22 protein-coding genes are annotated in these 19,653 nt (G+C 63.7%); 12 read left to right on the top strand and 10 right to left on the bottom strand.

The annotated features are described in order from the left end of the window. Positions 1 to 21: 21 nt before the first annotated feature. Complete coding sequence (gene xylA, locus RFM68_RS21995; protein WP_320235107.1) at positions 22 to 1,347, bottom strand: xylose isomerase; 1,326 nt, start codon at positions 1,345 to 1,347, stop codon at positions 22 to 24. A gap of 112 nt (positions 1,348 to 1,459) precedes the next feature. On the opposite strand from xylA, the gene RFM68_RS22000 reads away from it, so the two are divergent. Beyond that, a complete protein-coding gene (locus RFM68_RS22000) occupies positions 1,460 to 1,822 on the top strand; it encodes a nuclear transport factor 2 family protein (RefSeq protein WP_320235108.1) in 363 nt (120 codons plus the stop codon). A 32-nt stretch (positions 1,823 to 1,854) separates the two neighbouring features. Here the strand turns inward: RFM68_RS22000 and xylB are convergent, their stop codons facing one another. From xylB to RFM68_RS22015, 3 genes are all read right to left on the bottom strand, one after another. Next, the gene (gene xylB, locus RFM68_RS22005; RefSeq protein WP_320235109.1) at positions 1,855 to 3,309 is read right to left on the bottom strand and encodes a xylulokinase; all 1,455 of its coding nucleotides are present in this window, start codon (positions 3,307 to 3,309) and stop codon (positions 1,855 to 1,857) included. Positions 3,310 to 3,391: 82 nt separating this feature from the next. Further along, entirely contained in the window at positions 3,392 to 4,717 is a 1,326-nt protein-coding gene (locus tag RFM68_RS22010; RefSeq protein WP_320235135.1) for a tetratricopeptide repeat protein, read from the bottom strand. A 108-nt stretch (positions 4,718 to 4,825) separates the two neighbouring features. Beyond that, positions 4,826 to 5,449 carry a LysE family translocator gene (locus RFM68_RS22015; protein ID WP_320235110.1) on the bottom strand — a complete coding sequence of 208 codons (624 nt, stop codon included), beginning with the start codon at positions 5,447 to 5,449 and terminating at the stop codon, positions 4,826 to 4,828. 329 nt (positions 5,450 to 5,778) lie between these two features. On the opposite strand from RFM68_RS22015, the gene RFM68_RS22020 reads away from it, so the two are divergent. The 8 genes from RFM68_RS22020 (at position 5,779) to RFM68_RS22055 (ending at position 12,525) form a co-directional block, all read left to right on the top strand. Next, positions 5,779 to 6,447 carry a L,D-transpeptidase gene (locus RFM68_RS22020; protein WP_320235136.1) on the top strand — a complete coding sequence of 223 codons (669 nt, stop codon included), beginning with the start codon at positions 5,779 to 5,781 and terminating at the stop codon, positions 6,445 to 6,447. Positions 6,448 to 6,535: 88 nt separating this feature from the next. Beyond that, a complete protein-coding gene (locus tag RFM68_RS22025) occupies positions 6,536 to 7,702 on the top strand; it encodes a diphosphate--fructose-6-phosphate 1-phosphotransferase (protein WP_320235111.1) in 1,167 nt (388 codons plus the stop codon). Positions 7,703 to 7,716: 14 nt separating this feature from the next. Beyond that, positions 7,717 to 8,463 (top strand): MBL fold metallo-hydrolase, encoded by a 747-nt coding sequence (locus RFM68_RS22030; protein WP_320235112.1) that lies wholly within the window; start codon positions 7,717 to 7,719, stop codon positions 8,461 to 8,463. A gap of 188 nt (positions 8,464 to 8,651) precedes the next feature. Next, positions 8,652 to 10,196, top strand: a complete 1,545-nt coding sequence (locus RFM68_RS22035) for a DegQ family serine endoprotease (RefSeq protein ID WP_320235113.1) — start codon at positions 8,652 to 8,654, stop codon at positions 10,194 to 10,196. Between the two features lie 123 nt (positions 10,197 to 10,319). Beyond that, on the top strand, positions 10,320 to 10,931 hold the full coding sequence (locus tag RFM68_RS22040; RefSeq protein WP_320235114.1) for a sulfite oxidase-like oxidoreductase: 612 nt from the start codon (positions 10,320 to 10,322) through the stop codon (positions 10,929 to 10,931). Positions 10,932 to 10,955: 24 nt separating this feature from the next. Next, the gene (locus RFM68_RS22045) at positions 10,956 to 11,702 is read left to right on the top strand and encodes a ferredoxin reductase (protein WP_320235115.1); all 747 of its coding nucleotides are present in this window, start codon (positions 10,956 to 10,958) and stop codon (positions 11,700 to 11,702) included. 188 nt (positions 11,703 to 11,890) lie between these two features. Beyond that, on the top strand, positions 11,891 to 12,124 hold the full coding sequence (locus RFM68_RS22050; RefSeq protein WP_320235116.1) for an AbrB/MazE/SpoVT family DNA-binding domain-containing protein: 234 nt from the start codon (positions 11,891 to 11,893) through the stop codon (positions 12,122 to 12,124). Continuing rightward, complete coding sequence (locus RFM68_RS22055) at positions 12,121 to 12,525, top strand: type II toxin-antitoxin system VapC family toxin (protein ID WP_320235117.1); 405 nt, start codon at positions 12,121 to 12,123, stop codon at positions 12,523 to 12,525. Before RFM68_RS22050 ends, RFM68_RS22055 begins: the two co-directional genes overlap by 4 nt. 95 nt (positions 12,526 to 12,620) lie before the next feature. Here the strand turns inward: RFM68_RS22055 and RFM68_RS22060 are convergent, their stop codons facing one another. Genes RFM68_RS22060 through RFM68_RS22085 form a run of 6 tightly spaced genes read right to left on the bottom strand, consistent with a single transcriptional unit; the run spans position 12,621 to position 17,849 of the window. Further along, entirely contained in the window at positions 12,621 to 14,114 is a 1,494-nt protein-coding gene (locus RFM68_RS22060; RefSeq protein ID WP_320235118.1) for a nucleotidyltransferase family protein, read from the bottom strand. After that, a complete protein-coding gene (locus RFM68_RS22065) occupies positions 14,114 to 14,791 on the bottom strand; it encodes a glycosyltransferase family 2 protein (RefSeq protein WP_320235119.1) in 678 nt (225 codons plus the stop codon). Before RFM68_RS22065 ends, RFM68_RS22060 begins: the two co-directional genes overlap by 1 nt. Beyond that, the gene (locus tag RFM68_RS22070; protein ID WP_320235120.1) at positions 14,791 to 15,543 is read right to left on the bottom strand and encodes a glycosyltransferase family 2 protein; all 753 of its coding nucleotides are present in this window, start codon (positions 15,541 to 15,543) and stop codon (positions 14,791 to 14,793) included. The genes RFM68_RS22065 and RFM68_RS22070 overlap by 1 nt, the downstream gene beginning before the upstream one ends. Positions 15,544 to 15,589: 46 nt before the next feature. Then, positions 15,590 to 16,342: a glycosyltransferase family 2 protein gene (locus tag RFM68_RS22075; protein ID WP_320235121.1), complete on the bottom strand. Its 753-nt coding sequence runs from the start codon at positions 16,340 to 16,342 to the stop codon at positions 15,590 to 15,592. Further along, positions 16,305 to 17,387 (bottom strand): serine kinase, encoded by a 1,083-nt coding sequence (locus RFM68_RS22080; protein WP_320235122.1) that lies wholly within the window; start codon positions 17,385 to 17,387, stop codon positions 16,305 to 16,307. Before RFM68_RS22080 ends, RFM68_RS22075 begins: the two co-directional genes overlap by 38 nt. 33 nt (positions 17,388 to 17,420) lie before the next feature. Further along, positions 17,421 to 17,849 (bottom strand): PqqD family peptide modification chaperone, encoded by a 429-nt coding sequence (locus tag RFM68_RS22085; RefSeq protein ID WP_320235123.1) that lies wholly within the window; start codon positions 17,847 to 17,849, stop codon positions 17,421 to 17,423. 726 nt (positions 17,850 to 18,575) lie between these two features. Between RFM68_RS22085 and RFM68_RS22090 the strand changes: the two genes are divergently transcribed. From RFM68_RS22090 to RFM68_RS22100, 3 genes are all read left to right on the top strand, one after another. Continuing rightward, a complete protein-coding gene (locus tag RFM68_RS22090; protein ID WP_320235124.1) occupies positions 18,576 to 18,776 on the top strand; it encodes a DUF680 domain-containing protein in 201 nt (66 codons plus the stop codon). 70 nt (positions 18,777 to 18,846) lie between these two features. After that, positions 18,847 to 19,047 (top strand): DUF680 domain-containing protein, encoded by a 201-nt coding sequence (locus RFM68_RS22095; protein ID WP_320235125.1) that lies wholly within the window; start codon positions 18,847 to 18,849, stop codon positions 19,045 to 19,047. Positions 19,048 to 19,233: 186 nt separating this feature from the next. After that, positions 19,234 to 19,464: a DUF680 domain-containing protein gene (locus RFM68_RS22100; RefSeq protein ID WP_320235126.1), complete on the top strand. Its 231-nt coding sequence runs from the start codon at positions 19,234 to 19,236 to the stop codon at positions 19,462 to 19,464. Positions 19,465 to 19,653 lie beyond the last annotated feature (189 nt).

A 19,653-nucleotide genomic window follows, 5' to 3' on the forward strand; every position in this document is an offset into this window, starting at 1 on the left:
CTGGGGGCGCCGCAGTGCGCCTCAGACGTATCTGTTGACGATGTTTTCGAGCAGTTCCTGCCGGCCGGAGCGCGGCTGCGGCTCGATCTTCTTCTTCACCACACGCTCGGCGATCTCCTCCAGTGTGCGCTCGCCCGAGAGCATCGCCTTGCCTTCGGCGGTATTCCAGCCGGCGTAGCGTTCTGTCAGCGGGCCGGACAACGCCTTGTCCTCGACCATTTTCGCCGCCGCTTTCAGGCCGCGCGCGCAGGCATCCATGCCGCCGATATGGCCGATCAACAGGTCCTCCGGGTCGAGCGACTGGCGCCTGAGCTTGGCGTCGAAATTGGTGCCGCCGGTCTTGAAGCCGCCGGCCTGCAGGACCTGGTAATAGGCAAGCGCCATCTCCGGCACGTTGTTGGGGAACTGGTCGGTGTCCCAGCCCGACTGGTAGTCGTTGCGGTTCATGTCGATCGAACCGAAGACGCCCAAGGCATTGGCCAAAGCCAGCTCATGCTCGAAGGAATGGCCAGCGAGGATCGCGTGACCCTGCTCGATGTTGAGTTTTACCTCTTTCTCCAGCCCGAAGCGCTTGAGGAAGCCGTACACCGTGGCAACATCGTAATCGTACTGGTGCTTGGTCGGCTCCTGCGGCTTCGGCTCGATCAGGATCGTGCCCTTGAAACCTATTTTGTGCTTGTAATCGACGACGAGGTTGAGGAAGCGGCCTGCCTGCTCTTGCTCGCGCCCAAGATCGGTGTTGAGCAGCGTCTCATAGCCCTCGCGCCCGCCCCACAGCACATAGTTCTCACCCTTCAGCCTCTTGGTGACGTCGATGCAGCTTTTTACCGTAGCTGCCGCATAGGCAAACACATCCGGATCGGGATTGGTGGCAGCACCCGACATGAAGCGGCGGTGCGAGAAGAGGTTCGCCGTGCCCCACAGCAGCTTGACGCCGGTCTCTCTCATCTTGGTGGCGAAATAGTCGGCGATCTCGTCGAGCCGCGCAGCGCTTTCGGAGAAATCCTTGCCTTCCGGGCGGACATCGGCGTCGTGGAAGCAGAAATAGGGCGCGCCGAGCAGCGAGAACATCTCGAAGGCGACGTCGGCCTTGAGCTTGGCCAGTTCCATCGTGTCGACGCCGCCCGGCTTGGCGAACCAGGGGCGGTCGAACGTCTGGCCGCCGAACGGGTCGCCGCCCGGCCAGGCGAAGGAATGCCAGTAGGCGACGGCGAAGCGCAGATGGTCTTCCAGCCGCTTGCCGGCGACGACCTCGTCCGGATTGTAGAAGCGGTAGGCCAGCGGATTGGTCGAATCCGGCCCCTCATATTTGATTGTCTTGCTATCGCCGAAAAATCCGCTGCTCATGGTTTCCTTCCTCTCCGAATGCATTCGCCCGATTACCTCAGGCGTAATTGGTTTCGCTCTTTTACGGGGCCAAAAGGGTCAGGTCGAAACAATCCAACGAAGGATGAAGACCATGACCGACCTCAACACGATCGCCCGCAACTACATCACCGCCTGGAACGAGAGCGATGCGACCCGCCGCAAGGCGCTTCTCGAAGCGGCCTTCACCAGCGATGTCAGCTATCGCGACCCGGTCATGCAAGGCGACGGCCATGACGGCATCGCCGCGCTGATCGAAGGCGTGCAGCAGCGCTTTGCCGGCTTCCGATTCTCGCTGAAGAGCCAACCGGACGGCTTCGCCGACCGCATCCGCTTCTCGTGGAATCTCGGGCCCGAAGATGCGGAATCCGTCATCGAAGGCACGGATATCGGCGTCATCGAAAACGGCCGTCTGAAGAGCGTCACCGGCTTCCTCGACAAGGTCCCGGCGCAGTGAGGCATGATGCTGCGGTGTGGGCGAGAAAAAGCTCACGCCGTGGCGCTCCTGATCGCCGGATAGAGCCCACGGTAGCGCTGATAGGCGTCCGCAAAGGCCCCGCCGAGGCCGGCGTCCGGCTCAATCGTGGCATCGGTCGCCGGCGCGGTGCAGACCGCAAGCGGATCCGCGCCGGTCGCGGCGATCAGGCCGAGCCTTGCCGCGCCGAAGGCGGCGCCGAAATCGCCGTCGGTGGGAATATCGACCGGCACCTGCAGTGCCGTGGCGACAGCCTTCAGCCAGTAGCGCGAGCGCGAGCCGCCGCCGATCGCGGTCACCCGCGTCAGCGTCGTGCCGGCCTTTTTCAGCGCTTCGAGACTGTCGCGGAAGGCGAAGGCGACGCCTTCCAGCACAGCCTGCGTCAGCACCGCCCGGCTCGATTCATGCGCCAACCCGGTGAAGGAACCGCGGATGGCGGAATCATTGTGCGGCGTCCGCTCGCCGGAGAGATAGGGCAGGAAAGTGACACCCGTCGGCGCCTTGAGCGTGTCGCCGAGTTCGCCGGTCAACTCGCGGGCGCTCTTTCCGGTGATTTCCGACAGCCAGTTGAGCGAATCGGTGGCCGACAGGATGACACCCATCTGGTGCCAGGTGGCGGGCAACGCATGGCAGAACGTATGCACCGCGCTTTCCGGGTTGGGCAGGTAGGAGGCGTTCGCCGCAAACAGCACGCCCGACGTGCCGAGCGACACGAAGGCGTTGCCGGCGCCGACCGTGCCCATGCCGCAGGCGGAGGCCGCATTGTCGCCGGCACCGCCGGCAATCGGAATGCCCGCCGCGATGCCCCATTTCGATGCGAGTTCGCTGCGCAAGGCACCGGCTTTCGCCGTACCTTCGACCAGCGACGGCATGTGCTTCTCGTCGAGCGATGTCGCCGCCAGCAATTCGGACGCCCAGCCTCGCTTGCCGACATCGAGCCAGGAGGTGCCGGCGGAGTCCGACATTTCCGAAATATGCTCGCCGGTCAGCCAGAGCCGCAGGTAATCCTTGGGAAGGAGCACCTTGGCGACGGCGGCAAAAACCTTGGCTTCGTGTTCCTTCACCCAGGTGAGCTTCGGCGCTGTGAAGCCCGGGAAAACGATGTTGCCGGTGAGCTTGCGGAAGCGCGGCTCGGCATCGAGCGCGGCCGCCTCGACATGGCTGCGCGTGTCGTTCCACAAGATGCAGGGGCGCAGCACCTTGTCCGAGGCATCGAGCAGGGTGGCGCCATGCATCTGGCCGGAAAGGCCGATGCCCTTGACCGCGGCCAGCTCCTTCGGGTGTGAAGCCTTGAGTTCGGAAATCGCCGTCTCGCAAGCCGCTACCCAATGCGCCGGATCCTGCTCGGACCAGCCGGGATGCGGCCGTGAAACATCGAGCGAACCATGGCCGGAGCCGATGACGTTCTGGCCGTCGTCGATCAGCAGCGCCTTGACGCCCGAAGTGCCCAGGTCGAGGCCGAGATACATGATTTCCTCCCATTACCATTAATTTTTTCGGATCTCGAAAAAATCTGGCTCGGCCAGTTTTTAGGGCAAGATCCGCTTCGGGTCAATTCTCTGACAAATCGGATGCGCGCCGCGAGAACAGCGCCGACAACGGGCTGTCGGGACGGGCCAGCTGACGCTCGGCCGTCAACACCCGCGCAAGCGCCGTATCGCCGGCGCGCAACGCGGCCTCGATCAGCGTCAGGTCGATCACGTCGCGCTGCGCATGGCTGCCGCCGAAGCGATGCGCGATCGAGCGGATCGGCCGGATCAGGCGCGCGGCCTCGTCGTAATCGCCTTCGCCAAAGGCCCTGATCGCAAGCGCCAGCGGGTAGCCGACGTCGCGCGTGAACGCGGCATTGTCGTCACCGCCGACCATCGCCTCGCGCTGCGCCTCGATCAGCGTTTTCGCCGGCGCCTCCAGTCCGGCGCCGACAAAGGCCATCATCGCATGGGCGTCGTTGAAGGCATAATTGCCGTCGGAGGCTTTCGGAATCCAGTTGGCGGCAAGCGCTGCCCAGCGGTCGCCGACATCGACGCCGCCGAGGTGGAGGCGCCACAGGATCGCGGAGGCATCGACCATGTTGAGGGCCAATGTCGAGCGTGCTCCGTAGATCGGCCCGTCATAGAGCTTGAGCACCTCGCCGGTTTCGCCGAGATCGTAATGGAACAGCGCCAGGTGCCACCAATTGTGGATCTGGAGAAAACTGTCCTTCGTCCACGCGTCCGGGTTGGCGCGCATCCAGGCGATGCCGTCTGTTTGCCGGCTTTGCATTTCCATGACATGCGCGACGGCATGTTGCGCCCAGCCGTCGCGGGGCTCGATCTCGACAGCCTGCCTGCCGAAGGATTCGGCACGGGCATAGTCGCCCATTTCCTCCAGCCCGAAGGCCTGCATGCCGAGAATGGCGTGGTAGCCCGGCATGTCCTTCTGCCAGGCCGGCAGCGCACGGCCGATGCGGTCGCGCAGCATGCGCGCGTTGCCGGTGAAGAAATCGATCTGATGCCCGACCTGCAACGCCAACGCATCGCGCGGACCGTCGATCGCGATATCCTCGAGGATGCGGGCGGCCTCAAGCCACCGCCCCTCGGCGAGATGGCCGAGCGCCGCCACATGCGCCGCCTCGCGCGGGGTGGCGGCAAGCGGCAGCGCCGCCTGGTGGCTCGACCTTGCGACCGCCATTGCATCCCGCTCGGTGGCAAGCCCGAACAGATAGCCCTTGAAGACATGCGCCATGACGAAGGCCGGGGCGTCGGCAATGGCACGGTCGATCGATCCGACCGGATCGCCGATGAAGCATTGCAGCTCGTGCACGGCACGGGCGTAGGACGAGTATCCGGCCTCGGTCGCGCCGCAATAGGTGAGGCCGAATGCGTCCTTCACCGCGATGTCGCGTCCTTCTATGCTACTCGCCTGGTCGAACCGGCACGATCCTAGAACATCGGTCGTCGGCCCGCCAACCTTCAAGGGCAAGGCTTCGATTGGTCTGACTTGGTCTCAACTTCCCGAGCGCATCGCCACCGTGGCGATGCCCGCACCGACCAGCAATGTGCCGCCGGTGCCGTTGAAGATGCGGATCGCCTTCGGGTTGCGCACGATCGCGCGGGCCCTGGATGCGATCAGCGCATAGCCGAAGGCGTTGGCGAAGGCCAAAGTCAGGAAGGTCGTCTCGAAGATCAGCATCTGCGTCCAGAAGTCGGCGTGTCGGTCGAGGAACTGCGGCAGGAAGGCGACGAAGAAAGTGATGCTCTTCGGGTTGAGGGCCGTCACCAGCCAGGCATGCGCCATCATCCTTGCCGCCGACACCGCGTCGGTTCGCGGCTCGGCTTTCAGCGCGCCGCCGGCGCGGAACAGTTTTATGCCGAGATAGATCAGGTAGCCGGCGCCGATCACCTTGAGCACGGCGAACACCGTGGCCGAAGCCGCGAGCAGCGCGCCGATGCCGAGCATCGACAGCGTCATGGCGGTGAAGTCGCCCAGCGCGACGCCCACGGCCATCGGCAGCGCCGTGCGCCAGCCCTGTCCCAGCGCGTAGGAGACGACCAGCAGGATCGTCGGGCCCGGAATGACGAGAAGGATGGAAGAGGCGGCGGCAAAGGCAGCCCAGTTTTCGAAGGACATTTCCCTGCTCCTTGAGCGCAAAGAACAGGATAAATCCTGGGGTCGGCGAGAATGTAAAGGGCCGTTGGAAAAATCTTCAGCGCCCGGGCCGCAGGCCGCCGGCCGGTACGACGATCCGTTAGGGTTAAGCCGGAGTCCGGCGCTTTCACGCTTTTTCAACCATGAATGGCGAAAATGCCTGCGATCCGGCCGGACCGTGCTTCCGCCGGCAGCGTAGGGTTTGGTGTATGCGCGAGTTGCCGCAAAGTCTGACGCCGCCTTCCAACGGCGCCGCAATCGATACCGAAATTCAGCTCTCCCGCCGCGCCCTGCTTTCCGGCGCCGGCGCCATGGCGCTGCTCAGCATGGCCGGCTGCAGCACCACAGACACGCTCGACCTGCCGCAAATGCAGCTCGACAACACCGTCACCGGTTCGGTTCCTCCCATGCGCCCGGCGATCAGCGTCGACAAGAACATCACCGGTCCCGACGTGATGTATGCCTCGCTCACCGATGGCGGCTTCCAAGTGCCGAAGGTGCCCTGGCAGAAGGTCAAGCCGCAGTTCCGCCGCCAGATCGTCGTCGACAAGACCGGCGAAGCACCCGGCACCATCGTCGTCCATCTGCAGGAGCGCATGCTCTATCTGGTCCAGCCGGGCGGCGACGCCATCCGCTACGGCGTCGGCATCGGCAAGGACGGCTTCCGCTGGTCGGGCCGCGCCAACATCCAGTACGGCCGCGAATGGCCGGCGTGGACTCCGCCGCCGGAAATGATCCAGCGCAAGCCGGAACTGGTGAAATGGCAGAGCGGCCAGCCCGGCGGCCTTACCAATCCGCTCGGCGCCCGCGCGCTCTACATCTACCAGAACGGCAAGGACACCGGTTACCGCATCCACGGCTCGCCCGAATGGTGGAGCATCGGCCAGGCGATGTCGTCGGGCTGCGTGCGCCTGATCAACCAGGACATCATCGACCTCTACAGCCGCGTTTCCAAGAAGAACCCGGTGGTCGTCGTCTGATCTTCTCCTCCATCTCACTCCCCCGTTGCGCGACGCCGCAAGACGGGCGAAGGTGTTTTGAAAACCTTCGCCCCGGGAGAACAAGACTATGGCTGGAACCTTCGTCATCGCGCAGGGCGGCGGCCCGACCGCCGTCATCAACCAGACGGTCGTCGGCGCCACTTTGGAGATCCGCAAGCGGCATCCCGGCGCCAAGGTGCTAGGCTCGATCCATGGCGTGCGCGGCATCCGCGATGGCAACTATGTCGATCTCTCCGCCATCCCTGAAGACCGGCTGCGGCTGATTGCCGGCACGCCGAGCGCCGCCCTTGGCTCGACCCGCGACAAGCCGGACGCCGCCTATTGCGAGGTCATCCTCAACGGCCTGAAAAAGGCCGGCGCCGACGCCTTCATCTATATCGGCGGCAACGACACATCGGGCACGCAGCAGATCCTGACTGACGCCGCCGGCGGCTCGATCGCCTTCGTGCATGCGCCGAAGACCATCGACAACGACCTCGAGGAGAACGACCACACGCCGGGCTTCATCTCGGCCGCCGAATTCGTCGCGGGTGCCTTCCTCTCGGTCGATCTCGATTTCCGCGCGCTGCCCGGTATCTATGTCGGCATCGTCATGGGCCGGCATGCCGGCTTCCTCACCGCCGCCGCGGCCGCCTGGCAGCTTGATCCCGACAGCGGCCCGCATCTGGTCTATGTGCCGGAGCGGGCCTTCTCGGCCGAGCGTTTCATCGACGATGTGCGCTCCACGCTCGATCGTCACAAGCGCTGCATCGTCGCCGTCTCCGAAGGCGTCGGCACCGCCGACGGCAAGGCGCTGGTCGAAAGCCTGGTGCCGCCGGAAAAGCTAGAACGCGACCAGCACGGCAACGTCAAATTGTCCGGCAGCGACCTGCCGGCGGCGCTGGAACGAGCTTTGGCCGATGGCCTGCCGGGCAAGCGTGCGCGGGTCGACGCATTGGGCTATATGCCGCGCGGCTATGTCGGCGCGATCAGCGCCGTCGATGCCAAGGAAGCCTTCGATGCCGGCGCCTTCGCGGTAGGCGTCGCCGGGGAAGGCGGCGGCTCGGTCGCGCTGCAATATGACGGGTCGAGGACAGTGCTGAAGAAGGTGCCGCTGAAGGCGGTGGCCGGCAAGACGCGCCATATGCCGGACGATTTCATGAAGCCGGACGTCAACCAGCTTTCAGAAGCCGGCATGGCCTATCTCAAGCGGCTGGTGCCGGAAAAATACAAGGTCGGGAAGCCGTTCGTCTGATGGGCGACGGTCGGATGACCGCGCTCGTGGTGGGTGACTGGTTCGGCAAGGCCATTGTCGATGCCAGCACGACGATGCTGACCGAGCCGTTCGTGCATGATTTCGTGCGCGCCAACATGTGGCATTTGAAGGGCGGCGATGCCGACCTCCTGGTCGATACCGGCATGGGCATCCGTCCGCTGGCGCCCGAGATCGACACGCCCGCCGGCAAGCCGCTCATCGTCGTCGCCACCCACATCCATCTCGACCATGTCGGCTCGCTGCATGAATTCCCGCTGCGCATGGGGCCGAAGATGAGCGCACCGCAGTTCGACGGCATGGAGGATGCCGTCACCTACGCCTACATGTTCCACAATCTCGACGGCGCCGTGTCGAAACTGCCGGCGCCGGACTGGAAGGCGGCTGACTACCGCATTCCTTCCGCGCCGCTGACCCGTGCGCTCGACGAAGGCGATGTCGTCGATCTCGGCGACAGGAGATTCCGCGTGCTGCATCTGCCCGGCCACTCGCCGGATTCGATCGCGCTTTTCGACGAGGCCGACGGCCTCTTCTTCGCCGGCGACGCCATCTATGACGGCATGCTGATCGACGACCTGCCGGATTCCGACCGCACGGCCTATTGCCGCACCATGCAGCGCCTGCTCGACCTGCCGATCCGCATCGGCCACGGCGGCCACGGCCCGAGTTTCGACGGCGCGCGCATGCGCGAGATCGCCTCGGCCTATCTGCGCCGAAGGGAGCGGTTCGTAAGCGCTCGCTGAATTAAATCTTCGTAAGGTTACTTGAAAACCCTAAATCGGGCCAATCCGCGCACTAGATGCTGGATAGTCGATCCGGCCGGCTGTCCTGCATGGCGAGACAGGCAATCCCGGCCCTCGACACGCCGACGGGAGTTTCCTTTGAGAACCACCCGCAGCGCCGGATCAACTCTCGCCCGGACAGAACGACCATGTCACCCACGAGCATTCTTCGCAGACATCGCGTCGCCGCCCTGCTGGGCGCCGCGCTGATCATTTCGCCTGTAATCGTCTCCTTCGCCCAGAGCAATTCCGGCCTCAGCACCGTGGCCGCGACGACCCAGACACCCGTCGCCGGCATTACGGCCCCGAACGGCTCGTTTGCGCCGGTCATTGCGGTCACCAAGCCCGCTGTCGTCACCGTCACTTCGGTCATGAAGGCACAACCTGAAGCGGGCAACGAGGGTTCGCCTCTCGGTGGGAATGCGCCTTTCGACCAGTTTTTCCAGCAGTTTTTCGGCGATCAGGGCATGCCTATGCCGAAGACGCCGCCGCAGCAGCAGGGACAACGCGCCGAAGCGCTCGGCTCGGGCTTCATCGTCGGCGCGGATGGCACCATCGTCACCAACAACCACGTCATCGACGGCGCAAGCTCGATCAAGGTGACGCTTGACGACGGCACCGAACTTCCTGCCAAGCTCGTCGGTCACGACGCCAAGAACGATCTCGCGGTGCTCAAGATCAAGGCCGACAAGCCGCTGCCGACCGTCAAATGGGGCGATTCCAACAAGCTGATGACCGGCGACCAGGTGCTGGCGATCGGCAACCCGTTCGGCATCGGCACCACCGTCACCGCCGGCATCGTCTCGGCGCGCGGACGCGACCTGCACAGCGGGCCGTTCGACGACTTCATCCAGATCGACGCGCCGATCAACCACGGCAATTCCGGCGGTCCGTTGGTCGACGTGAACGGCAATGTCATCGGCATCAACACGGCCATCTATTCGCCCAATGGCGGCAGCGTCGGCGTCGGCTTTGCCATCCCGTCGGATCAGGCTCAGAAGGTCGTCGCCAAGCTGATGAAGGGCGGCGACATCGAATATGGCTATCTTGGCGTGCAGATCCAGCCGGTCACGCAGGATGTCGCCAGCGCCATCGGTCTCGATCACCCTGCCGGAGCCTTGGTTTCGTCAGTCACGCAGGGCTCGCCGGCGGCCAAGGCAGGCATTGAGGTCGGCGATGTGATCACAGGCTTTGGCGGCCAGCAGATCAAGGATCCGAAGGACCTGTCGCGCGCCGTCGCCGACGTGTCGCCAGGCGTCAAGGAGACGCTCGATGTCTGGCGCAAGGGCAAGGCGATGCAGATTTCCGCCGATGTCGGCCGCAACAGCGAAGACCAAAAGACCGCCTCGAACGGCAATGACGGCGCCAACCCGTCGGCCGACAAGGGCCTGCGCGTGCCCTCGCTCGGTCTCGGCCTGACCGACCTCACGCCCGACATCCGCAACCAGCTCAGTCTCTCCCAGAACCAGCGCGGCGCCGTGGTCGAGCAGGTCAATCCGGACAAGGCGGCTTCGACCGCCGGCATCCAGCCTGGTGATCTCATCGTCGGCGTCGATCAGACGCCGGTGAAGACCGCCAGACAAGCCAACCAGGCGATCGCCGAGGCCGGCAAGTCCGGCAAGAAGTCGGTGCTCCTGCTGATCGATCGCGGTGATGCGCAGATCTTCGTCGCCGTGCCCTTCGCCGCCGGCTGAAAAAGCTTCGATAGGGCCTGCCGGCGTCTCCGGCGGGCTCTGTCGTCAAGATTTCTGTTGCCCCTCGGGGCGTCTTCGAGAACACTCGGTGCGCTCGACCAACCCGGCGTAAGGGATGTCTCGATGGTAACGCGTGGTTTCTTTTCCGGACGGCGTCCTCCTTCCGACACCGACGCGCGCATCCCACCCGGCCAATATCTGGAACAGGGTTTCCCGGTTCTCTCGGCAGGCCCGACGCCGCGCGTGCGCACAGAGGATTGGTCCTTCACGCTCAAGCAGGGGCCAAAGCCGCTCAAGAAATGGAACTGGGCCGAATTCAACGCCCTGCCGCAAAGCAAGATGATGCGCGACATCCATTGCGTGACGGCCTGGACCAAGTTCAACACGCCCTGGCAAGGCGTGATGATCGACGACATCCTCGCCGACGCCGGCATCGATCCGCCGACGGCCCATACGCTGGCGCTGTCCTTCGACGGCTATTCCACCAATGTGCCGACCGAGGACCTGATCACCGGCAAGGCGATGGTGGCCTTGCTTTATGAAGGCAAGCCGATCACCGCCGACCATGGCGGGCCGGCGCGGCTCCTGGTGCCGCATCTCTATTTCTGGAAGTCGGCCAAATGGGTGAACGGGCTGCAGTTCACCGAGCGCGACGAGCCGGGCTTCTGGGAGCTGCGCGGCTATCACATGTATGGCGACCCCTGGCGCGAGCAGCGCTATTCGAGCGATCCTTAAGGGGCAATCCATGAGTAGCGATCGATGAGCGCCGAGCCGTCGCCGCAATCGCCGTGGCAGGCAGCCACGATCACCCGCATCGAAAAACGCACGCCGCGCGTCACCAGCTTCTGGTTCCAGCCGTCGCGGCCGTTCACCCATCTGGCGGGGCAGCATGTGGATATCAGGCTGACGGCGCCGGACGGCTATCAGGCGCGCCGTTCCTATTCCATCGCCTCGGCGCCGGAAGCCGGCGCCGCCGTCGAGCTGGCGATCGAGCGGCTCGATGACGGCGAGGTCTCGCCCTTCTTCCACGACGTGGCGGCCGTCGGCGACGAGATCGAGCTGCGCGGGCCGCTGGGCGGCCATTTCATCTGGGAGGACAGCGACGGTGGCCCGATCCTTCTGGTGGGCGGCGGCTCCGGCGTCGTGCCGCTGATGGCGATGCTGCGCCATCGCACGCTGCGCAACGCGGCGGTGCCCGTTGCGTTGGTGTTTTCGGCCCGGGTCTGGGACGAGGTGATCTTCCGCGACGAGCTTATCGGCCTCGACGACCGGCTCGACGGGTTCAGCCTGGTGCTCACTCTGACCCGCGAACCCGCCAGGCGGCCGTCCGACTATTCCCGGCGCGTCGACCCTCGGATGATGATGCAGGCCATCGAGCGCCTGCCGAAAGCGCCCAGGCTGGCCTATGTCTGCGGCTCGAATGCGTTCGCGTCGGCGGCTGCCCAGGCGCTGATCGACGCCGATGTCCCGGCGGAAATCATCCGCACCGAACGCTACGGGGTTTGAATGGACGCTGCCCTCGGCCCCGTCTGTAGGGTCAGTCTCAAGGCGAAGCACGTCGGTCCAGCGAACGGGTGCCAGGGATCAATTCTTTTCGTCGCTGACGATAGGTGGCAGCTCGGGTGGTTTCGAGCGTTGAAATTCGATCCGTAAGGTAATACCTTGTTTGTATCTGGTATTACCGAGGAGCGAAGATGGCCACCACTGTTACGGCAAAAGGACAAGTGACCATTCCGAAACCGGTCCGCGATCTACTGGGCATCGTCCCGGGAAGCAGGGTCGATTTTCGGCGTGCCGCCGACGGAAGCGTAGTGCTGGCCCGTGTTGACAGAAAGCAGCCGGTGAGCCGCTTCGCCAAGTTGCGCGGCCATGCCGGCGAGGGGCTCACCACCGACGCGATCATGGCGCTGACGCGTGGCGAAGCGTGACGCTCGTCGACACCAACGTTCTGCTCGACCTTGTTACGGACGACCCGAACTGGGCAGATTGGTCGGTTGGCCAGCTTGAGGCAGCGAGTCTCAATGGGCAATTGTTAATCAATGACGCGGTCTACGCCGAGCTTGCCGTCCGCTACGCTCGCATCGAGGATCTTGACGCATTTCTTGACGCGGCCGGCCTTGAGATGGCGCCCATGCCAAGGGCAGCTCTTTTCCTTGCCGGAAAGGTATTTACACAGTACCGCCGGTCAGGAGGGCACAAGACCGGCGTGTTGCCTGACTTCTTCATCGGTGCCCATGCCGCGGTCGGCCGCCTTCCGCTTCTGACCCGCGATGCAGGTCGATACCGAACCTATTTCCCCTCCTTGAAGCTGATCACTCCAGACTCCTGAACGGCTGCGGGTTGTCCGTCGAAGCCGTCATCGGCGCCGGCGTCCCGGCGGAAATCATCCGCACCGAGCGCTACGGGGCTTGATCGAGCGCTATTTCATTCGGCCGGAGAAAAAGTGGCCGAAACGAGCTGGAAAGGCAGCGCGCCATAGGTAGCGACGGTCCGCTCATTGTCCCAGTTGCGGAACTGCCGAGACGGCCGCGCCTCCAGCACCAGGGCCTGCTCTGCTTTGCCGAGCCTTACCTTGCCGCGAAAGCGCAGCATCCTCTCGCCGCCGGCGCGGCTCAAGACCATGGAGCGCAGCCGCGCGACATGCCTGTCGCCCGAATTGATCTCCATCTCGATGCGCCGCCGCACCGGTGGCACGGCGATGCGCACGATGACGTCCATCATCATCTGTCCGGTGCCACCTTGCGGACCGGCTATTGCCTGCGAAAGCGTAGGTGGCGATGAAACGGGAATGGCCTTTGCGGCAACCGCCTTGCCGCGCCACACGATGTCCGGCTCCGTCTGCTTCAGCCGGCCTTTCTTGCGCTGCAGGCGCAGTTGCTTGGCAAATCCCCGCGACAGCCAGGTCAGCGCGCCGAAATCGGTGCGCGGCTTGGCTTGCAGAACAGACGACAGGCGCGCCGCGCCGCGCCGGTCGGCCATGTCCACCACCTTGGCCAGGACGGCTTCCGGCACAGCGATGCCGATCTCCAGCGCAAGGTAGGAAAGCGCCACCGCCGCGGCGACGGCGAGACCGCGCCTGGCGATGACATCGAGGAATATGCTCCAGTCGACATTGCCGTCCGGCGCGGCCTTGCCGTCGCCTTGGATGGCCACGGTGCAATCGACCAGCCAGTCGCTATGCGTATGTGCGTCGAGGCCGCCATGCGCGATGGCTAGAGCGATGCGGTCGGCCGGCGAGGGCACCACCACGCCGACGCCGCTGAATTCGGCGGCGGTCGCGCGGCGCCAGATCGCCAGATCGTCTTCGGCGCTCTGCTGCGAGCCGTCATAGGCAAGCTGATGGAGGTCGATGTCGCCGTAATTGCCCTTGAAGAAATTCATCGAGCGCAGCGACGCCAGCCGTGTGCGCAGATATTGCGGGGAAACGCCGGTGGCGATCTGCCAGTCGCGGTCGCGCAACACGTCGAAAGCCGGCTGCATATCCCGCGGCCGCACCAGAATATCGATGTCATGCGCCACGCGCCCGCGTTGCGCGGCGGCATCGAGCGCGATGCGGCTGGCGCCCTTGATCAGCATCACCATGCAGCCGGTATCGACCATTGCCTTCAAGGCGGGCTCGGCCTCGCGCATGGCCATGCGCGACTTGGTCCACAGCATCTTCTGCAGGCCGACAAGGCGCGGATAGGCGGCGTGGCCGGTAAGCTTGCGTCCGAACCTGTCGGAAATCGCGGTAAGCAGCCGGTGTTCCCGAAAGGAGACATGATCGATGTCGTTCTGGTCCAGCCAGCCTGCGGCGCAAAGGCGTGCCGCCTCTTCGTCGGGCAGAAGTGCTGCCTTGAGCAACTGGTCGAGCGACCCGGTCGGCCAGGACCAGCCATAGTCGGGAAAACGCCTGCCGATGCGACGGATATTCATCATCAGCTTGAGCTGGCTTTGCTTTGCGCCCGTCGCAGCATGGCCAGGCGTGCCACTTCCAGGTAACCGCGGTCGCGTGCCATGTCGCGCCCATAGGACAGGCTTCCTGGCCTGATGCGCCGCAGCGCCAGGACCTCGCCGATCATGTCGAGGACAAAGCCGGCTTCGCGACCCCGCGCGATCCAGTCGATCATCTCGCCGCGGCCGCCTGGCGGATCGACCATCGGGCCGATGCTCCCAGCGGCCTCCCGGCGGATCAGCATCGTCGAGCGCGACCAGCCAGGCGTTGCGGTCGGAGCCATCGCGCCGGGCTCTCCGTCGCGGAAACTGCGTATATGGGTGAAGACCCCGGATGTTGCGGGAAGCCGGTCGAGATGGGCAAGCTGCGCCGCGATCTTTCCGGGCAGCCAAAGATCGTCGGCATCGAGCGTGGCAATGAAGGGCGTCGACAGCGCGGTGATGCCGCGGGTGGTCGCGCTGCCCGGCCCGGCATTGTCCTGGCGCAAAAGCCTTAGCGGCAAGTCGATGCCGCCGATCGCGGCGGCAAGGTCGTCGGTCGAGCCGTCATCGACCACCACGACCAGTTCGGGCCGCTGCGTCTGCGCCGCCACCGATCGCAGTGTCTCGGCGATCGTGGCGCTGGCATTGTAGGCCGGAATGACGACCCCGTATGTGCTCATCACATGAACCGCCAGTCCGCGAGTTTCTTCAGTTCGAAAATGCCTTCGATCGGCTTGAGCGACGGGTTGGCCCTGCGGCGCTTCATCGATTTGTAGATGGCGCGCATGAACTCGCGCGACTGGACATCCTCCTGCCTTGTCATGTTGCCGGCATGCCGCCGATAATAAAGCGCCAGCGTGTCCGCAAGCATGTAGCGGGGGTCGACCTCGAAGCTGCGCAGCAGGAAGTCCGTATCCTCGGCCTGGATGAAGTCCTCATCGAAACCACCGACCCGGTCGACCAAACGCCGCGAGAAGATCGCGGCCGAGAGATGAATGCCGCGGACGGTGATGCTGTTGCTGCCGGGGGCTGGCTCCAGGGTCTCGTCGTCGATCCTGTCGACAAGCATCATCCTGGAATAGGTGAGATCGAGAGATGGATTCTTCCGGAAGAGGTCCAGATCCGCCTCGAAGCGCCCGGCTGGCGAGATGTCGTCAGAGTCGAGAAAGGACACCAGTTCCGTCTCCGGCTTGAGCTGCCCGAGCCCGCTGTTGCGCGCCCGGGTCACACCCATGTTCTCCTGCTGACATAACCGGATACAAGGTGCTTCGCCCATCATCGCGCGTACGGCTTCGGCCGAACCGTCGGTCGAGCCGTCGTCGATCACGATGATATCGAGATCCGCGGCACTGCGTTGCCGAAGCAGCGAGCGCAGCGCCGCGCCGACAAAGGCCTCGCGATTGTACACGGGCATGATGACGCTCAGCAGCATCCGCGACCCCCAAATCCACCCAAGCCGATGCCATTGTGCCCGGCATTCACATCATTCGCCACTCCGGCCGGCTCTTCAGCTCGAAAATACCCAGCACCGCGCGCAGCGATGGATCCGCCTGGCGGCGCCGCATCGATTTATGGATTGCCCTTAAATGACTGTGGACCCTGCCGGCATGTTCCTTGGTCATATTGTCGGCATGGCGCCGGTAATAGACCGCGACGCTGTCCAGCAGCTCATAGGTCGGACCGCTCTCGAACACGCGCAGCAGATAGTCCGTGTCCTCTGCCTGCTCGAACTCCTCGTCGAAATAACCCATGCGTTCGACGAGCGCCCGGCTGAACAGGGCGGTCGTCAACGAGATTCCTCGAAGCGTCATGACACGGCTGTCGGGTGTCGGCTCCAGCCTCTCATCGTCGATCCGGTCCGCCACGATCATCAGCGAATAGGCGAGCTCGAGGCCAGGGTCGGCCTCGAAGCAGGCAAGATCGGCCTTGAAGCGCCCTGCGAGTGAAATATCGTCGGAATCGAGGAAGGACACGAAGCCGGCATCCGCCGGCAATTGCCGCAGCCCCGCATTGCGCGCCTTGGCGACGCCCAGATTGCGCTTCTGGAACAAACGGATGCAAGGGTTCTCGTCCATCATCGAGCGTATCGCTTCGGCGGAGCCGTCGCTCGAGCCGTCATCGATGACGATGATGTCGAGATCGGCGGCGTCTCGCTGCCTGGCCAGCGAACGCAACGCTGAAACGACATAGCGCTCACGGTTGTAGACGGGCACGATCACGCTCAGTTTCATCAGGTCCCCGTGCGAGGAAATCCGCAATTGTGCCGGCGATTTCCTCGGGGCGCGTCCCCAGGGAAAGCCGGTAGCACGGCAGCAGCCGGGTGAGATCGCTGAAGAACCGAAAACCGCTTTCCCGCTCGCCAGGCATCTGCGCGATGCCTGAGGGCGCCAAAGCGATGACGGCGTCCCTGCGCGACATCGGCGTGACCGAACTCGTCTCGCCGCTACCGATATGTGGCACCATCAACGAAAAAATGTCCAGAGTTGCAGGTATTGGCTGCGTTGCGATCTCGCTAATGTGAAAGACGTGCTTGCCTTGCCAGTTGAGCGGCCGGCCGGCGCCCAGTGGCTCTTTCAGGCCAAGCCGCGCGAACCCCTTGGGATCCTGCTTCAATGTCGAGAACAGCGGCTGCGCCCTCACGCCGTTCTTGAGATCAATCAGCACATAGTCGTCGCCGACGCTGTCCAGGCCATTGAGCAGGCCGGCAACGACCGTGCCCGATTTTCCCGCACCCCCGGCGCCGGCCAGCAACACACCCTTGCCGTCGAGACCAAGCGTGCCGGCATGGGCAAGCCGCATGCCCCGTGCGGCGTATTCCCAGTGCAGGAAGGGGCGCAGCGGCGCCCCTTGCTCCCAGGGCGGAAACGCGTCGGACGACCGCATCAGCTGGACACCGACACTCCGGTCAGGGTCGTAGATCTGCCAGAAGTCCAGATCGTGGAAATGATGGCCGCGCAGCCCTGCTTCGGCGAGTTTCTGGGCGAAGCCGTGTTCGGTGAAATGCGCATCGCCCCAGCTTGCCGGCACCGGCATGTCGCCGACACCCGGGTGGCCGATGAAAATGCGGCATTGACGGGAATCCTGCGGATTGTCGCTGGCCTCGATGAAGGCTTGGCCAAGGGCATCGGCGAGCGCGCCGGGATCGAGATGCGCGATCAGTTCCAGCCCGGGCAGGCGGACGGTTCGCTGAACCGGAAACTGCCCGGCCGCGCTGTCGGCGGCGGCGATGAGAAAGCGGGCGTAGTCCGGCAAAGTCTCGAGCGTCACGCGTGGCATGGTTTATTCCAGCCTTCACCCGTCTCGGATCGTTCAGGAAACCTGCTTGACCGCCGGCCAGCCGAGTGGCTCCTCGACCTCGTGGATCGGGTCGACGGTGATGAGGTCGGCAAGATCATCATGGACGCTGACATTGAGCGGCTCGCTTGCCGCCGCCAGCGCCGCCGGCAAATCGTCGGACGATGGCCGCGGCGTTGCGTTGGACGGCGCCAAAAGCCCAAACTCGACCAGCTGCGCAATGAATGTCTCGATCGCGGCGGCGTCGATCGTGGCGGCGCCTGCGGACGATCGGACCAGCGCCTCGATGCCGACACCCGAGGCCAGTGCCTGCCACACCTTGCTGCCGGAATCGGAGAAGCCGAAATACTTGCCGTTGGAGAGGTCGAGCACGACGGCTTCGCCGTCGAAAGATTCAAAAACAATGTCCTTGCTCGCAACGGCGTAGACGTCGGAAAGAGGCATGTTCTTGACCCCGCTCTGCAATTCCAGCCGGCTAGCGCGCCGGCCGCATCATTGCCTGACCCCTCGACAACGCCTGTAAACACTCGGCTCTTGCTTGGCAAGGCAAGGCGGGTTGGGATCATATCTACCGTTTTAGGATTGTTCTCGCGGTTCAGGCCTCAATGTCCAGCGCCGGCGATGGCTTCGCGCAGCCGACCAGGATGAAGCCGTCCTTAATCTCGTGGCTGAGTATGCCGCCGTCGTGATTCATCGCGACCTCGAGATCGCGTCCATGCGGCGCGACACGGGCGGCGTGCGAGGGGCGGCATCTGAGCGCTTGGCCTGCCGTCAGTCCGCTCCCGTGTCCTGGAGCCCAGCCGAATCGCTGGCTGGAAACGGGGCCACAATGGTTAACAGTATCGAAAAGTGACTATTAGGAGGTGCTAAAATCGAACCGAACGGTTCGTTTCTGTTGACGGTGCGTGCAGGACATTGTGAACGTTGGTGGCCCGATACAATCGGTGAGCCAAGCGGCGAATTTGCTAACTAGTTGAATTTGCCAATAAAAAACATGATAATAGGCATGCTTATGACAATTTCAAGATGTCCTTTCATGGTCCAGCCGGAAAAATTTCGTGATTGGAATCCGGCACTCGGCTCACCCAGATCAGCGCTGTCCGAACGACGCGATTTCATTCCCAAGACACGCCGCTAGACGGACTGAATAAAGATACTGGAGTAGCAAAAATGAAAAAGATTATTCTCACTGCCGCGGCCCTTCTGGCGATTTCCGACAGCGCCTTCGCTGGCAGCGACAATTATGGTTCGCAGGCAGCCAATCCGCCGGCCGTCGACTCTTCCCACACGGCCTCGGTCAATAAGTCCGAACCGGTCGCCCAGAAGCCTGTCACCACAGGCGCTGACCATAACCTTTTCGGCAACAACTAACAGCCGACCTTGAACCGGCGGCGGGTTTGCCCGCCGCCTCGGTCGGATCAAGACATTCAGGAGTACCAAAATGAACAAGGTCATTCTCGCCGCCGTTGCCCTTCTCGCCGTTTCCGGCAGCGCCTTCGCTGGCAGCGACAATTATGGTTCGCAGGCTGCCAATCCGCCGGCGGTCGACGCTTCCTATACGGCGTCGGTCCGCAAGTCGGAGCCGGCCACTCAGAAGCCCGTGACCACGGGCGCTGATCACAACCTCTTCGGCAACAACTAACTGCCGATCCCGGACCGGCGGCGGGCTCGCCCGCCGCTCGGTCGGTCAGAGCAATTCCAGGAAAAGCGTGTAACGGTTTTCCGTCCAGGAATTGCGTAAAAACAAAGAGATAGAGCGTCTCACCGTTTCCATGAAACGGCGAGACGCTCTGGAAATTCAGGAGTGCTAAAATTCAGGAGTGCTAAAATGAAGAAGATCATTCTTGCCACCGTGGCCCTTGTGGCCGTTTCCGGTGCCGCGTTCGCTGGCAGCGACAATTATGGCAACAGCGGCGTTAACCAGCCGGCGCCTGCCGTCGACACCACGCGTACCTCGTCGATCGGCACGGACTCGCCGGTCTACAAGCTGCTGAACTCGTCGCGCGACGTGCAGAAGTCGGCTCCTCAGGGCGCCGACCGCACTCACTTTGGCCACTGATTGCCAAGTCAGTTGGTAAAGTCAGTTGGCAAATAAAAAGTCAATTGGTTGAGTAAAAAAGGCAGGGCTCCGAACTCGGGTTAACGCGCTTTGGGGATTGCGGCTGATCTGATTCCATGGGGCTCTCATGATTCGGAGGCCCGCCATGACCACTGTCGCCCTTGAAGGATTCGAAAAGTCCCGCCTGAG

Source organism: Mesorhizobium montanum (assembly GCF_033977145.1).
Lineage (GTDB): Bacteria > Pseudomonadota > Alphaproteobacteria > Rhizobiales > Rhizobiaceae > Mesorhizobium > Mesorhizobium montanum.